At 72.2% G+C, this 15,521-nt stretch carries 9 protein-coding genes; all 9 read right to left on the bottom strand.

From position 1 onward, the window contains the following. Positions 1–25: 25 nt before the first annotated feature. The 9 genes from OG251_RS41215 to OG251_RS41175 all read right to left on the bottom strand — a co-directional run bounded on the left by OG251_RS41215 (position 26) and on the right by OG251_RS41175 (position 14,971). Positions 26–1,150 carry an HAD-IIIC family phosphatase gene (locus tag OG251_RS41215; protein ID WP_326682388.1) on the bottom strand — a complete coding sequence of 375 codons (1,125 nt, stop codon included), beginning with the start codon at positions 1,148–1,150 and terminating at the stop codon, positions 26–28. A gap of 43 nt (positions 1,151–1,193) precedes the next feature. Next, complete coding sequence (locus tag OG251_RS41210) at positions 1,194–2,300, bottom strand: acyl-CoA dehydrogenase family protein (protein WP_326682387.1); 1,107 nt, start codon at positions 2,298–2,300, stop codon at positions 1,194–1,196. Beyond that, positions 2,293–2,589 carry an acyl carrier protein gene (locus OG251_RS41205; protein WP_326682787.1) on the bottom strand — a complete coding sequence of 99 codons (297 nt, stop codon included), beginning with the start codon at positions 2,587–2,589 and terminating at the stop codon, positions 2,293–2,295. Before OG251_RS41205 ends, OG251_RS41210 begins: the two co-directional genes overlap by 8 nt. A gap of 2 nt (positions 2,590–2,591) precedes the next feature. Then, a complete protein-coding gene (locus tag OG251_RS41200; protein ID WP_326682386.1) occupies positions 2,592–3,485 on the bottom strand; it encodes a 3-hydroxyacyl-CoA dehydrogenase family protein in 894 nt (297 codons plus the stop codon). 162 nt (positions 3,486–3,647) lie between these two features. After that, on the bottom strand, positions 3,648–4,757 hold the full coding sequence (locus OG251_RS41195) for a Rieske 2Fe-2S domain-containing protein (RefSeq protein WP_326682385.1): 1,110 nt from the start codon (positions 4,755–4,757) through the stop codon (positions 3,648–3,650). A 4-nt stretch (positions 4,758–4,761) separates the two neighbouring features. Further along, positions 4,762–6,225 (bottom strand): cytochrome P450, encoded by a 1,464-nt coding sequence (locus tag OG251_RS41190; RefSeq protein WP_326682384.1) that lies wholly within the window; start codon positions 6,223–6,225, stop codon positions 4,762–4,764. Positions 6,226–6,233: 8 nt separating this feature from the next. Beyond that, positions 6,234–7,250 carry a 3-oxoacyl-[acyl-carrier-protein] synthase III C-terminal domain-containing protein gene (locus OG251_RS41185; RefSeq protein ID WP_326682383.1) on the bottom strand — a complete coding sequence of 339 codons (1,017 nt, stop codon included), beginning with the start codon at positions 7,248–7,250 and terminating at the stop codon, positions 6,234–6,236. 18 nt (positions 7,251–7,268) lie between these two features. Next, on the bottom strand, positions 7,269–13,475 hold the full coding sequence (locus OG251_RS41180; RefSeq protein ID WP_326682382.1) for an SDR family oxidoreductase: 6,207 nt from the start codon (positions 13,473–13,475) through the stop codon (positions 7,269–7,271). Next, positions 13,472–14,971 (bottom strand): acyltransferase domain-containing protein, encoded by a 1,500-nt coding sequence (locus OG251_RS41175; protein ID WP_326682381.1) that lies wholly within the window; start codon positions 14,969–14,971, stop codon positions 13,472–13,474. The genes OG251_RS41180 and OG251_RS41175 overlap by 4 nt, the downstream gene beginning before the upstream one ends. Positions 14,972–15,521: the final 550 nt, after the last annotated feature.

Raw genomic sequence — 15,521 nt, 5'->3', positions numbered from 1 at the left:
CCGGCCCGATCCGGTGACGCCGCGCTCACTCCGGAAGGCCCGAGCCCCCGGCCGGTGAGGTCCGGTCGGTCAGATGCGGAGCGATCAGGCGGGCCACCGTGGGGGAGTCCCGGCGATCGGCCACGAGGTGCAGCAGCTGGACGTCGTCGCCGGAACTCCCCGAGACCGGAATCCGGCACGCGCAGGGCTGCTCGTCGAAGCCGGCGAACCGGTAGGCGATCTCCATCATCCGGTTGCGGTCGGTGGCACGGAAGTCCGCCAGCAGGTGGACACCGGCTCGGGCGGCCTGGTCGACCAGCCAGTTCAGGATGAGCGTCCCCGCGCCGAACGCCACCACACGGCACGAGGTGGCCAGCAGCCTCAGGTGCCATGCCTCCGCGTGCTTCCTGAGGAGCACGACACCCACGGCACCGTGCGGCCCGAAGCGGTCGGTGAGCGTCGTGACCAGAATCTCGTAGCCGGGGTGGGCGAGGAGCGCGCGCAGCACCTCGTCCGGGTAGTGCACCCCGGTCGCGTTCATCTGGCTGGTGCGCAGGGTCAGTTCCTCGACCCGCGCGAGTTCGTCCTCCGTGGCCCGCCCGATGCTCATCACCATGTCCAGCGAGCGCAGGAAGTCCTCGTGCGAGCCGGTGAACCGCGCCCGCTCGTCCGTGCGCCGGAAGCCGGCCTGGTACATCCTCCGGCGCTGCCGCGAGTCGACGGTCACCGACCTCGGGCTGAACTCGGGCAGGCCGAGCAGCGTCTCGGCGGCCTCCGCGGGGTAGCAGCGCACCTCCGGCAGATGGTGGGCGACCTCGGCCCGTTCGGCCGGCTGGTCGTCGATGAAGGCGACGGTGCCGGGAGCGAAGTCCAACCGCTCGGTGATCCGGCGTACGGCGTCCGACTTGCGCCCCCAGCCGATCTCCGGGAGGACGAAGCAGTCGGCGACACCGAGTGCCTCCAGCCGTGCCCAGGCGTGGTCGTGGTCGTTGCGGCTGCACACCGACTGGAGGATGCCCCGCGCGTCCAGGCCGGTGATCACCTCGCGGATCGCATCGGACAGGACGACGTCCCCGTCCTCCAGCAGTGTGCCGCGCCAGAGCGTGTTGTCGAGATCCCAGACCAGGCACTTCACGGTCGCGGGCGGGACCGCCGGGGCGGTGTCGCTCATGTTCGGCTCCCTGCGACGACTTCTTCGACGGCCACGGGCGGGGTCACCTCCGGCCGAGCGTGTGCTCGGCCAGGATCAGCTGGCACACCTCGTTGCTGCCCTCGATGATTTCCATGAGCTTGGCGTCGCGGTACGCCCGCGCGACGATGTGCCCGTCCTGCGCCCCGGCCGACGCGAGCACCTGGACAGCGGCGGCCGCGCCCGTGGCCGCGTTCCGGGCACTGACGTACTTCGCCAGCACGATGGCGGTGGCCAGGTCGGCCCCGTTCTCGTCCCAGCGGCGGCTGGCGTGCTCGCAGGCCCGGGTGGCGACCTGCTCCGCGGTCCACAGGTCGGCCAGATGCCGGGCGACGAGCTGGTGCTGCCCGAGCGGCCGGCCGAACTGGTGCCGGGACGCCGCATGGTCGCGGGCCGCCGCCACGCAGGCCCGCAGGATCCCGACACAGCCCCAGGCGACGGAGATCCGGCCGTAGGCCAGGGCCGTCGTCACGAGCAGGGACAGCGGCTGCCGCCCGCCGCCCAGCAGGCTGCCGATCGGCAACCGCACCCCGTCGAGCCGGACTTCCGCGTGCCCGGCCGCCCGGCAGCCCAGCGGATCGGCCACCCGTCGCACCTGGACGCCGGGGGCGGCCCGGTCCACCACCACCACGGCACCCTCCTCACCCATCCGGGCGACGACCAGGAAGAGATCGGCGTAGGCGGCGGCGGTCACCCACTTCTTGTGACCGGTGAGCACCAGGGTGTCCCCCTCGACGGTGACGGTGGTCGCGATGGCCGACAGGTCGCTGCCCGCCTGCGGTTCACTGAAGGCCACGGCCGCCGTGACACCCGAGGCCAGCCGCGGCAGCAGTTCCGCCGCCTGTGCCGGGTCACCGAGCCGCTCGACGGTCCACGCGGCCATGCCCTGCGAGGTCATGACACTCCGCAGCGAGCTGCACAGGCTGCCGGCACGGGCGGTGAACTCGCCGCTGTCCGCGCTGGTCCACCCCGGTCCGCCGTACCTCGCCGGGATCTGAGTGGCCAACTGCCCGGCCGCACCGAGCTTCCGCACCACATCCTCGGGCAGCCGGCCCGCCCGGTCCCAGGCGGACGCCCGGTCGCCGACCAGTTCGGTGAGGCCCGAGGACGCCGCGGCGACCGCTTCACGCATGGGAGCCGCCCGGGGCCGGCTGCCGGAGCCGTTCGACCAGAGCGGCCATCCGCAGCACCGTACGGAAGTTCTCCATCCGCAGGTCGGAGCCGCGGATGGCGATACCGTACGTCCGCTCCAGATGCACCACCAGCTCCATGGCGAAGAGCGAGGACAACCCACCGGAACCGAAGACGTCCGCATCGGTCGCCCAGGCCCTCCCCGTCTGCCGCTCCAGGAACCTCAGCAGGTCCGTCCGGACGCTTCCCGGGCCGTCGACGGGTTCCGGCACCGGCCGGTCGGATGGCATGGTCATGCGTGTTCTCCCTCGTACTCGTAGAAGCCGCGCCCGCTCTTGCGGCCGAGGTGGCCCGCCCGCACCATCTCCAGCAACAGGCCGCAGGGGCGGCACCCTTCGTCACCGGTCCGGCTGTGCAGCACCCACAGCGAGTCGACCAGGTTGTCCAGCCCGATGAGGTCGGCGGTGCGGAGCGGTCCCGTCGGATGACCCAGGCACCCCTGCATGAGCCGGTCGACCGACTCGGCGCTCGCGGTACCCGCCGCCACCACCCGGACCGCGTCGTTGATCATGGGGTGCAGGATCCGGCTGGTGACGAAACCCGGCGCGTCGCCGACCACGACCGGTACGCGGCGCAGCGCGGCCAGCAGTGCCCGCAGCGCGTCCAGGGTGGCCTCGCCGGTGTGCCTACCCCGGATGACCTCTACCGTCCGGATCAGGTAGGGCGGATTCATGAAGTGGGTGCCGATCAGATCCACCGGCCGTGCCGTCGCCCGAGCGAGTTCGTCGATGGGAATCGCCGACGTGTTCGAGATGATCGGGGTGCCGGGCGCGACCAGTGCGGACACGTCCGCGAGCACCTTCGCCTTGGCGTCGGCGTCCTCGGTGACCGCCTCGATCACCGCGGTGGGTGCCGCGTCCTCGGCCGCCACCAGGCGGTCGAGCGACAGACCGGTGACGAGAGCGCCGGGGACGGCCTCGTCCGGCAGCGCGCCCATCAGCCGCGCCATCCGCACCTGGTGGCCGATCCTCGCCGGGGCCTCGTCCAGCCGGCGCCGGTCCAGGTCGATCAGCGACACCGCGATGCCGTGCCCGACCGCCAGCGCGGCGATGCCCGACCCCATCACCCCCGCCCCGAGCACAGCCAATCGGTGCCCCGCTGTGGGCGTACCGCTCTCCGCTGCCATGTCGTCCCTCTTTCGGTCCGGGCCCGGCCGGCTCCCGGGCCACGTCGAAACACGGTGATCGCCGACGGCGGCGCCCAGCTCCGGTCCGCGACGGTGTGGGCGTCGGCAGGCCCCGCGGCCCCGGGAGCGGCCTGCGCGCCCCCGGACCGCCGGCGTCGGAGATCACTCCTCGGCGCGGATCGCCTCGGTACGGGAGGGCCGCGGTGGTGCCGGGCCGCCCGTGGGTTCCGTGTAGAACTGCTGCGCCCACTGCCGGTACCGGCCGATCGGACCGTCCCCCTTGGCGAGCTTCGGATGCTCGACATGCTCCTGGTGATGCCACATCAGCAGGTCCGCGCCGGTGTCGACGCTCGCCACCCGCTGGAGTACGGCGCTGAGCAGCCTGGCGACGGGCATCACCGCCGCGCGCCCCATCCTGTCGGGCAGGCCGGGGACGCCGCTCAGCTCCAGCTTCGTACCGAACCGGAGCTGGATGCGTCCCGGACCGGTCGGCGTCGCGTGGAGCATCACGTACAGGCTGCCCGCGCCCCGGGGCAGGACCGTCCGCGCCGCGATGGTGGCCAGTCCGATCACCGTGAGCGTGTAGGACTGGCGGAAGCCGCGCATCATGGTGCCGCGGGCGGTCGCGGTGACGGTGCCGACCTGTTGTCCGGCCACCGGTGCGCCCTCGATGTCGAGACCCTTCAGACCGTGCAGCGTCGGCAGATGACCCCAGTCGAACGCGTTCTCGATGACGTCCTGCGGATGACCGGCGAGATCGAACGTGTCATGGCTGAACGGTTGCCGGTCGTCCATGGGGAAGAGCGGCACGTCCCACTGCGGGGGCAGGCCCAGGGCGTGCCACCACACATAGACCGAGCCGTTGGCCTCGCACACCGGGTACGGCGACAGGGACGCCTTCGGCGGTGGTTCGCCGTATCCCGTGCGTACGCAGGTACCGTCCGGGCCGAACGCGAACTGGTGGAAGGGGCAGACGATGTCCTCACCCTCGACCCATCCGCCGACCCCGAGATGCGCTCCCAGATGCGGGCACCGGGGCCGCACTGCCCGCAGCGTGCCGTTGGCCGTCCGGTACAGGACGACCTCCGCGCCCGCCAGCGGACGGGTGGTCACGGAGCCGGGCCGCACCTCGTCGGTGAAGGCCAGGCAGAACCACCCGTTCGGGTAAGGGCGTGAGGGAGCGTGCAGGGCGTCGGCCGGTGCCGCGGCGAGCGGATCGGCCTGCCGGGAACTGAGAAGGTTCTTCACCAGCGGCTTCAGGTGAGGCTTCATGGCGTCATCGCTCCCCGTGCTTCACCGGGCACGCGCCGCCCGGCTCCGCGGACGGCTGGGCGGACGCGGGTCGCGGCACGGCCGCGTCGCGGAGGCCGGTACCGCCGGCGCCGCCCGTCCGCCGCTCACTGAGCCGCAGGCCCAGCCCGCGCGAACTCAGGCTGGTCTCCACCTTGGGCCGGAACGGCTCGTCGTCGACGGGGGACACCTCCCAGCGCGCGACGATGGCGGTGAGGGCCAGGATGGCTTCATTGAGGGCGAACTGGTCCCCGATGCACTTACGGGGGCCGGCACCGAACGGGAGGTAGGTGGCCCGGTCGGGCTGGGCGCCGAGCCAGCGGTCCGGGTCGAACCGGTCGGGCTCGGTGTAGAGGTCGGGCCGGCGGTGCAGGAGGTACGGGCTGAGCACCAGGATGCTGCCGCCCTTGAGCCGTACGCCACCGAGTTCGGCGTCCTCCCTGAGGGTGCGGGTCATCATCCAGGCGGGCGGATACAGCCGCAGTGCCTCGGTCACCACGCGGGCGGCCAGGCCGAGCGAGGGCAGGTGTGCGGGATCGAGCTGCCCACCGGCCAGGACGCTGTCGGTCTCGGCCTGGAGGCGGCGCTGGACGTCCGGGTGCGTGGCGAGCAGGTTCAGCGCCCAGGCCAGGGTGATCGCCGTCGTCTCCATCCCGCCGAGGAAGAACGTGAGGGCTTCGTCGGCCAGTTCGGTGTCGTTGAGCTGCTTCTTGCCGTCCTCGCTCTCCTCGTCGACCGCCCCGACCAGTGCGGAGAGCAGGTCGGCATGGTCGGTCGGATCGGCCCGCCGTTCGGCGATGATCTCCGCGATGGTGGCCGACAGCCGGTTGCGGGCGTGGTCGTACCGCCGCTTCCGCGGAGTCGGCAGCCGGCGCAGCAGGGGCGGTGTCATCATCCGGCGGAAGAACGCGCTGACGATGGTGGCGGTGTCGGCCAGGGACCGCCGCATGGTCTCCTCCGACAGCGAGCCGCTGAACATCGTCTCCATGGTGGCTCGCGTCGTCAGCGTCATCATTTCCTGGGTGACGTCGAGGACATCACCGTCGTGCCAGGAGCCCGCCTTCAGCTGGGCGGCGCGGGCGAACACCACCCCGTAACCGGCGAGCCGGGTGGGATGGAACGACGGCTGGCACAGCCGCCGCTGCCGCCGGTGCAGGGTGTACGAGCAGGTGGACAGGCCGTCGCCGATGACCTCGCTGATCCGGTCGTAGATCGGGCCGCCCTTGTCGAAGACCCGGTCGTTCAGGAACACCTGCCGGGTCAGGGCCGGATCGCAGATCATCACGGCGGTACTCGGTCCGAGCCGGACGCGGACCATCGAGCGGTACTCGGCCAGGGACATGATGAACGCCAGCGGATCGCGGAGCAGCGGCAGCGCGTGGCCCAGCAGCGGCAGGGCCCGCGGGGCGAGCGGAACCGACGCGGCGGTCGCCGCGGTCGAGTCGGTCATGGACAGCCTCATTCCTTGGTGGATCGGCCGGCCGGCACCGCGGCGGCGTGATCATGGGTGACCTCGAGCAGCGCGGAGGTCCAGCGGAAGCCGACTCCGAAACTCACGACGAGGATGCGTTCCCCGGCCCGCAGGGTGCCGGAGCGGAACAACCGGTCGAGGGCGAGGAGCACGTCGCACGGCCCGGCATGGCCGAGGTGGCGGCCGAAGGTCCAGGCGGTCTCGCCGGACCGGACGTTGAGCGGTGAGCCGGCGAGCACCAGGTCCAGCACGACCGACCCGATCGCGATGGACACCACGTGCGAGATGTCCGCCGGTCTCACACCGGTCTCCTCCAGGACGGTCTCGATGCAGCGGCGGGTGGACCGCTGCAGCGCGTCGATGTGGGGCATGAACCCGGTCTCCTCGATGGGGAACGACCGGTCGGCCCCGACGGGCCCCGTCCTGGCCCGGGTGAGCATTTCCAGTTGCGGCTCCGTGGCGTGGGCGGTCGCCACCAGGCGGGCGAAGCCCGTTCCCCGGGTGAGGACGGCGGCGGCGCCGGCGTCACCGGGCACGTAGTTCATCTCCTGGGAATGGCCCCATCGCTCCTCCGGGAACCGACCGGCGGCCGTGACCAGCGCGGCTTTCGCGTCCGGCCTGGCGGTGAGGTGCTCGGCCGCGACGACGAGCGCCGCAGCCCCGCCGTCGCTGGCGGCCCCGAGCTCGATCCCGTTGGTGTCCGGCCCCCCGAGCACCCGCAGCAGGTACGGCGCGGGCGTGTAGTGGTCCCCGTCCTGGAAGTTGGCGTGCACGAGCAGGCTCAGATCGGCGCCGGCGACGTCCGCGTGGCGCAGCGCCTTGAGGCCGGCGCGGGCCGCCATCTGCGTCGCCGTGCTGTCCGTCGAGACGGCGGCCGAGGTGAATCCGTTGAGCGCCGCCAGGGAGGGCTGCTCGGTGGCCGCCCGGTCCCACGGTTCGTGCCCGGCTCTGACGGGTGGTACCCATGCGCCGGTACCGGCGATCGCGATGTTCTGCCACAACACTGCTGTCTCCTCGGGCTGTCACGAAAGGGGCGACTGCGGAACGCGGGCGCGCGGCCGGACCAGTTCTCCGCTGTGGTCCAGGGCGTGGGCGCTGACCCCGGTGATCCGGGCCAGTACCCGGCCGTGACCGGTCACGGCGGTCAGGGTCCCGGTGGCGAAGTCGCAGTGCAGCCGGATGGCCGGGTTCTCCGCGCTGAGCCGGCAGTCGTTGCCCGGCCCCCTGAGGTCGACCTCGTCGAGGCCGGCCATCGGGCCGACCAGAGGCGGGTGGTCACCGCGCGGCGGCAGCAGCAACAGATGCACCATCGCGTCCAGCAGGATCGCCGGTACGGTCGTCCCGGCCAGGACCGGAGCCCAGGCGGTGTGGTCCAGGCTGAACCGGGCGCTGTTCCCGTCCGGCCCGCGGGCGTAGTCGCTGGTCCCGGCGAACGGACCGGTGAGCGAGATCGGCGGATCGGGGGAGTAGACCGGCATCGCGAAACCGGGTTCGGGTTCGTGGGACGAGCAGTCGGGAGGGCCGGCGAGATCGGGGAAGCGATCCGCCAGCACGACCGTCGTCTCGCACAACAGGTCGTTGAAGCGCAGCACCTTGCCGTTCTTGCCGATCCGGTGCGCCGTCATCCTGACGGCCACCTCGGCCCGGTCGCGCTCGCGGCTCGTGACCCGGGCCTCCACCGCGACGGTGCGCGGCGGCCCGGCGAGCCTGACCGTGATCGACGTCCGGCAGACGAGAGCGCGGAACCCGGTGACCTGGAGGCCGGGGCAGAGCGTCGATGCCGCGCCGGCCGCGGCCTCCAGGGCGAACGTGCCGGGCAGCGTGTACTCACCGTTGACCCGGTGGTGGCGCATCCACCGCCCGTCCCGCTCGGCCAGCGTGCGCGGATCCCAGGTCTTGGTGAAGACGGCCCAGTTCTTGCCGCGGTGCAGGACACCGTCGAGCAGCGGCGAGGCCAGCGCCGGATCCGGCGGGGCGGGCGGTGGCGCGTCCGGGGCGGGGATCCGCAGCTCGCCGGAGGAACCCCAGGTGCTGATCCCGCGCCGGGCCAGCAGGACGCGTTCCTCCTCCCGGATGAAGAACGCCACCCCGTTGGCCGGTGGCCGGGTCACTGCGGAGAGGAACTGCGCGCATCCCTGCGCGGTGCTGACGTAGGCGTCCATCCGGTTGCGTTTGAGGGTCTCCCGCATGGTGACGCTGCTGGCGACGCCGACCTCCCGCCAGCCGCTCCAGAGGATCGCCGTCTCGTGGTGGCCGTCCGGTCCGTGCCGCTGTGCCCACGCGCTCGCGTACGCCAGGTACTCGTTGACGGCGCAGTAGTCGATGTCACCGGGCGCGGGAGCGAGCGTCGCCAGGGTGCTGAAGTTGCACCAGATCAGGGGCGGACGCCCGGCCAGCGCCCGTTTGAGGTTGCGGTAGCCGGTCGCCTTGGTGGCCCGTACCGCCCGGAAATCGGTCAGGGTCTTGGCGTGCAGCGCACGCGAACGCAGGTCGAGGACCGTGTTGACGAGCAGGTCGATCCGGCCGTGCCGGTCGAGGATCTCGCCGAGGACGGCGGTGGTGCGCTCGGCGTCCAGGATGTCGCACACCCGGTGGTGGACACGGTCCGGTCCGCACAGCTCCGCCAGCCGCCGCACCGTGCGGCGTACCTCCAGGCGCGCCTGGGCCTTCTCGTACGCCGCGCGCAGCTCGCCCACCGACGCCCCGGGGCGTCGGCGGCGTTCGGCGGTGATGAACTCGGCCTGCGGCGGCAGCGCGTCGTCGGTGTCCGGCAGCGGGGTGCGGCCGACGAGGTACATGTGCGGCCGGTCGCCGGTACGGGCGACCGCGTGGAGCAGTTCGGGCGTGATGCCCCGTGCGCCGCCGAAGGCGACCACGACCGCGCCGGGCGGCAGCGGGAGATGATCCGCCGGGGCCGTCGGCGCCGGGTCGTCGGCGACGGCGAGGGTGAGCCAACTGCCGCCGCGCCAGGCCAGTGTGCGCGTCGGCACCTGGGCGGTGCCCGCCCTCGCCAACTGGTCCAGAGCGGTCGTGGGGTCCGCCGTGTCGCTGAGCAGGGTCACCCCGCCGCACTGCGGGACCTCGGCCCGCACGGAGCGGACGAGGCCGGTGAACAGGGCGCTCAGCGGGGGCGGGAGGTCGTCCGGCACCGCCCCGAGCAGGAGCGCGCTGACGGAACCGCCGGTGCGCAGGGCGGGCAGTGCCGCCTGGAGGGTGGTGAACGTGAGGTCCTGGAGATCTTCCATCCGGGTGGCCTCGGCCTCGTCGCACGCGTGGTCGTCCCCGTCGTGGAGGACGGGCAGCCGGGACAGGACCCGGATGTGGCGCGGGACGAACGGCAGACCGGTCAGGGCCTCGGGCGCCGCCTCGGGCGGGACATGGGCGGCGGCTTCGAGCCCCGGCCGCGGTGACCAGACGGCGATGTCCGGGCCGCCGGCCGCCGCGGCGAGGTCCGGGGCGTCGGTGATGACGACGGTGCCCGGCGGGATCGACGGCGCGTCAGGGTCGCCCGTCGGTGGGGGAGTCGGGACGAGACGGAAGGTCTGGCGACGGCCGAGGACGTCCTCGGTGCGCTCCGGCCCGCCCCGGTCGGTCGTGGTGAGTTCCGGCGGAGTGGTCAGGTCGGGCGCGGCGGGTTCCGGACCCGTCCGGACGGTCGCGGGAAGGTCCGGCGAGGTGGTCCGGTCGGGAGTGGTGTGTTCCGGCGAGGTGGCCGGGTCGGGCGCGGTGTGCTCCCGCCCGGGGTGCGCATCCTGTGCCGACTCCTCCCCGGCCGGGCTGTGGTGCTCCGGGTCGGCCGGGGGCCGGGTGAACCGGATCGGCGGTGATCCGGCGGCTGCGGGCGTCACGACGGTGTCCGTTCCGGTGACGACGGCCTCAAGGACGGTGAGCAGGGCGTCCAGCGACAGATAGGTGTGTCCGGCGTCGGCCACCGCGCGAAGGGAGTGCGCGGGCGTTGCCGATGGCCCGGGGCCGGCTTCACCGGCCGCGGTGGAGAGCGTGCCCAGGACGGGCAGGCTGTGCTCCAGGGCGGTGGAGAGCCGAGTGACCGCCAGGACGGCGGCACCCTCCGCGATCGACCGGCCCTGCGGCACCAGACCGGTGAGGTGGCGGTCCCATCCGCTGATCGGTCGCAGGCAGACCGCGCCGACGAGGGCGAGGTCGCAGGCCCGGTGCCTGAGCTGGCGCAGGGCCAGGTCGACCGCGGTGTGCGCGGAGTCCCTGTGGGAGTAGACACTGGTGCCCATGGCCTGGAAGTCGTAGTAGTTGGCGGCCCGGCCCGACAGGATGCAGGAGACCGCACCGGTGAAGTCGTCCTCGTTCAGGTCGCCGGGGATCACCCCCTTGGCCTCCTCCATTCCCTTCGCGAGGTAGTTCTTCAGCGTCTGTGCCTGCGCCGGGTCCGGCAGGATGTCGAACGTGGTGGCGCACTCGCGGGCGTGCACCCGCAGTGCGGCCCGGGTGTTGTGCGTGGTCGGCAGCGTCGACCCCACCAGCACCGCCGTGGTGGGCCGCAGGCGGGTGCCCGGCTCGCCGAGCCGGTCCAGCAGCGGGCCGAGGACCTGGAGCATCATCAGGTGGGCGGCGTCCATGTGCCGCATCGTCAGCGGCGGGATGCGTACGTCACGTGGGGAGGGCAGGGGGTACGGCGTACCGAAACCGGCCTCCGGGAGCGGGCCGTCGCCGCGCAGCCAGGCGGGCACCTGGGCGGGGTCCAGGCCGGGCAGGTGGGTGTTCCAGCCCACGACGACCAGGTCCTCCGTGTCGGCGGACCGGTCGCCGCCCCGCCTCTGAGCCGGCACGGCCCGCGGCACACGGTCGGAGAGGACCACGTGCGCGTCGGCTCCGCCGAGGCCGAACGACGACACCCCCACCACGCGCGGTCGTGCGTCGTCCGCCGGCCAGGGCGCGTCCTTGACCGGTACGGTCAGCCGCGTGCCGTCACCCAGCAGCGCGTGCGGATCGGTGACCACGGGCTGACCGGGGACCGCCCCGCGTTCGAGAGCGACCAGCGCGTGCGCGACCGAGACCAGGCCCGCCAGCACACCGGTGTGCCCGAAGACCTGCTTGTTCGACGTCAGCAGGCACGCCCGCTTCCGCGGCCCCAGCCGGGAGAGCAGCGAGCGCAGTTCGATCTCATCGCCCACCGGCGTGCCGGTGCCGTGTGCCACGATCCAGTCCACGTCGTCTGCCTCGACGCCCGCGTCGGCCCAGGCACGGGCGATCGCCAGCTGCTGCCCGCGGGTGGCCGGGGCGTGGATCCCCTTTCCCCGGCCGTCGGCGGCGAGACCGGTGCCCCGGATGACACCGAGCACCCGGTCGCCGTCGGCCACGGCCCGCGCGTACGACTTCAGGGCGAGCATGACGGCGCCCTCACCGATGAGGGTCCCGTCGGCCGCCCGGTCGAAGGGACGCACCCTGCCGCTCATCGAGATGCCCTGGGCCCGGCAGAAGAGGGTGAACCCGATCGGTTCGACCACCGCGGTGCCGCCGGCCAGCGCCACGTCGCAGGAGCCCTCGCGCAGTGCCTTGACCGCCGCGTCCAGGGTGAACAGTCCGCTGGCGCAGGCCGAGTCGAGAGTCAGGTGCTGCGAGTCGGCGGGGATCAGCCCGCGCAACGCGTCGCGGGAGACGGACGCGGGCAGGTAGGCCTGCGGGCTCCCGCCGTCGCCTCCGTAGTGCGCGCTGATCGCGTGGTCGGCCAGCTCGGCCAGCCAGTCGCCGTCCCGGTCCGCGGGGATCGCCTCGCGCACCATGCGCCGGTACTCGTCACCCAGCACCACGCCCTGGGGGCCGAGCCCCGTCTGGTCGTGGATACCCGTGGTCGCGGCCAGCCACCGGTCCTCCGGACGCCGGGCCACCCCTGCGAGGGCCTGGACGGCGCAGTGTCGCAGCCAGCGAGTGGTCCGCGGCCATCCGGGGTGGCCGACGTTCCCGTCCGGTTCGGTGATCGAGGCGGGATCGGGGACGAAGGTGTGGAGGTACCCGGCCTCGCGGACGTAGAAGGCGTCGGTCTCCTCCCGGGTGGGCGCCCAGAAGTGCTTCAGGTCGAAGGCGGACGGCTCGCTGGAGAGCAGGACACCCTCCCGCAGCCGGTCCCAGAACTCCGCCGTGTTGTTCGCGCCGGGCAGGGTCAGGCCGAGGCCGACGACCGCGACGGCTCCGGGGTCCGTCTCCGCCTCTCGATCCGGAGCCGGCTCCGGTGCAGGAGCCGGAGCGGTCGTGGGTGGCGCAGGTACGGGGGTGGAAGCAGGTACACGTTCAAGCGAAGGTACAGGTGCGGAGGCAGGCACAGGCACAGGCGTAGGTGTGGGTGCAGGCGCGTGGTGGACAGCCGCCGGCTGTTCGGGGGCGGGCCTTCCCGCCTCGGGTGTCATCACCACCGCGGGCGGGAACGGTTGGCGCGGGGCGGGCGTACTCACCTGGTCGGCCAGCCTGCTGTGCAGCCGCATCCCCTGCATCCCGCCGATGCTGATGCCGCCGTCGGCGACGATGGTCTGCCCGGTGATGAAGCCGGTGTCCTCGTGCAGGAGGTGGACGATCAACCTGGCGGCCTCCGGCGTCGAGAGGGTACGGCGCATCAGCTCGCTGGTCCCGGCCGGGTCGCCGAGCGCCACGTCCGGGGCGTCGAGATTGACGACGATCTCGCTGGCGACGGACCCGAGCAGCACCGTGTTGACCCGGATGCCACGGCCCACCAGCTCAAGCGCCAGGTAGCGGACCAGCGACTCCAGGGCCGCCTTGGTGACGCCGCCGGGGCCGTACCCCGGAACCGGCTGGTGCGCCCCGACACTGGACAGACAGAGGATGCTCGCGCCCTCTCGCCCCGCCATCAGCTCGGCCGCGCGGCGCGAACAGTGGTACGCCGCCATCACATTGGTCGACCACGCCCGTTGCCAATAGGTGTCGTCGATGCCGAACAGTGGCAGGAACGCTCCGCCCGCGGCGTTGTTGATCAGAATGTCCAGACGGCCGTGCCGCTCCTCGACCAGGTCGAACATCCGGTCGATCTCGCTGGTCTTGGCCACCGAGGCGCGGATGAACTCGCAGCTGTGACCGGCCTGTTCCAGCTCCGCCCGCAGCTGCTTCGCCTGCTCGACCGAGTGGAAGTAGTTGACGATCACATGGGCGCCGTTCCCCGCCAGCCGGCGAACGATGTCCGCGCCGAGGCTCTTCGCGGCCCCGGTCACGAGGGCGACCCGGCCTCGCAGGTTGTCGGTGGAGGTCATCGCGCGGCAGCCTCCGCCCGGCCCTGTACGACGGACTCCGCGATCCGGCGCAGTGTGCCGACGGTCAGCAGGGAGGAGTTCGCCCGCAGACCGGGCAGGTCGAACCGGTCGGACACCCGCCCGAGCAGGGCGACTTGTTTGAGCGACTCCACACCCAGCTCGGACTCCAGTCCGTCGTCCTCACCGAGCAGGTCCGGCGGGTAGCCCAGGAAATCGCCGTAGAGCGTCTGCAACTCGGCCAGCACCGTCTCGTAGTCCAACCCGGCAGACGTCGGCGAGCCCTCCGGGGCGGCCGGGGCCGCCGCGTCGACGGGGTCGGCCGGGGCGATCGGGGCCGGAGCCACCGGGGCCGCGGGGGCCACCGGGGCCGGAAGGGGGACGGTGGCCACATAGGACATGGCGGGCGTGGGCGCGGGCACGTCGGCCCGGGGCGATGGGACGGTGGCGGGGAGCGCCGAAACCCGGTCGGCCGAAGTGGCCGTGCTCACCCGCACGGTGGGACCGTGTCCGTTGCTCGACGGCAGCGGCAGGCGCGGGCGGAACGGACCACTGTCGGTGGACTCGGCGACCAGTGCCCGGACGGCTTCGACCGGGTCGCTCTCGCTCAGCGGAACGACACACCGCACGCCCGGGACCGACGCCTCGACGAACTTGGTGACGACGGGCCACTCGCCGCACTCCACGAAGACATCGGCGCCCGCCGCGTGCAGGTCACGGATCGTGTGCAGCATGCGGACGCGGGCGGTGAGCGCGTCGGCGACCAGGTCGACCGGGTCGTCGTCGCCGATGTCCCGCCCCAGCCAGGGGGAGCACACCCGCCAGCGCCCGGCTCCGTAGGGAACCCGTGGCGCGGCCGCCCGAAGGTCGCGGGCGGCCTGCGCCATCGCGGGGGTATGGGTCGGATGCGGGACGTCCAGGCGGAAACTCGGCCAGCCGAGCGCGTCGGCCACCCGCTCCACATGCTCGATCAGTGGTTCGGGGCCACTGATGACGCTCTGCCGAGGCGTGTTCTCGCAGGCCAGTACCAGGTCGGGATGGCCGATCAGGCCGGTGAGCGACTCCGCCCGGCGGCCGTCCACGCCGACCGCGAGCATCTTTCCGCCCCAGCCCTGCCGGGTCAGCGCCTGCGACCGGGCCACGGCCAGGCGCGCGGCGTCCTCCACGGAGAGGCGTCCCGCGGCGGCCAGGGCCCACAGTTCCCCGATGCTCTGCCCGACGATCGCGACCGGCCGGGCTCCCTCGGCGATCAGCACACGGTGCGTCGCGATGGCGACCGCGAAGATCTCCAGATACTGCACCTCGGGACCGCGCCGGTCGCTCGTCCCGTTGTGCTCGATCAGCCGGGCGCTGATGTCGGGCAGTCCCATTTCCCGGGCTGCCCTGTCGATGAGGGAAAGCGATTCACGTACGGTCTCGTACCGGTTGTGGAAGTCGCGCAGGATCCCCCCGCGCGGGGGAGCCACCGTACCGGGCATGACAAAGACAGAACCCACCATGTGCATCACCCTTTTCTCCGTCCCGACTTCTGGCGATGTCGCATCTGTCGGCCGGGGATCTGGAACGCCACGACGACGTTTCGAAAACCACGACATGCGTTCACTTTGTTCTGCTGTACCCGTTCGGTGAGTCCAGCGAAATGCGCCCCCGGCCCACCGTCATACATTGCTCGTCAGGTAAAGGCGGGTGGTCTTGTTCTTGTTGCCGGGTAAAGTCGTGGGTATGACACGAAGGAATATGCCCGTGGCATCGACCTTCGTGAACTACCGTTCCGGCAGCGGGATGAGTGGCGAACCGGTATTCATTGGCGGAGATTCACTCCGGCGATGTCGAGCGGAAATTCGATAGAGTTGATGTGTCGCTCCGACTCCTCGGCTGTCGGAGTCCATTCCCCTTTCCGGTGGCATGTACGCCATTCGCGCCGTGAGGTTTCGTGAATCCAGGGGTGGTGTGGTTCGAAACCGTGCATGCCGGATGTGCGTGCGAATGCCGATGGGATTGTTCATATTTTCGCGTCTTTCGACTGCGCTGGTGACTTATTTAGGATGC

The sequence above is a fragment of the Streptomyces sp. NBC_01237 genome (assembly GCF_035917275.1).
Taxonomy (GTDB): domain Bacteria; phylum Actinomycetota; class Actinomycetes; order Streptomycetales; family Streptomycetaceae; genus Streptomyces.
This window is presented reverse-complemented; position numbering and strand designations above follow the sequence as displayed.

Bases quoted from the DNA above. Each gene is read 5' to 3' on its own strand.
- OG251_RS41215 (WP_326682388.1), bottom strand. From the start codon at position 1,150: ATGAGCGACACCGCCCCGGCGGTCCCGCCCGCGACCGTGAAGTGCCTG.
- OG251_RS41210 (WP_326682387.1), bottom strand. From the start codon at position 2,300: ATGCGTGAAGCGGTCGCCGCGGCGTCCTCGGGCCTCACCGAACTGGTC.
- OG251_RS41205 (WP_326682787.1), bottom strand. From the start codon at position 2,589: ATGCCATCCGACCGGCCGGTGCCGGAACCCGTCGACGGCCCGGGAAGC.
- OG251_RS41200 (WP_326682386.1), bottom strand. From the start codon at position 3,485: ATGGCAGCGGAGAGCGGTACGCCCACAGCGGGGCACCGATTGGCTGTG.
- OG251_RS41195 (WP_326682385.1), bottom strand. From the start codon at position 4,757: ATGAAGCCTCACCTGAAGCCGCTGGTGAAGAACCTTCTCAGTTCCCGG.
- OG251_RS41190 (WP_326682384.1), bottom strand. From the start codon at position 6,225: ATGACCGACTCGACCGCGGCGACCGCCGCGTCGGTTCCGCTCGCCCCG.
- OG251_RS41180 (WP_326682382.1), bottom strand. From the start codon at position 13,475: ATGACCTCCACCGACAACCTGCGAGGCCGGGTCGCCCTCGTGACCGGG.
- OG251_RS41175 (WP_326682381.1), bottom strand. From the start codon at position 14,971: ATGGTGGGTTCTGTCTTTGTCATGCCCGGTACGGTGGCTCCCCCGCGC.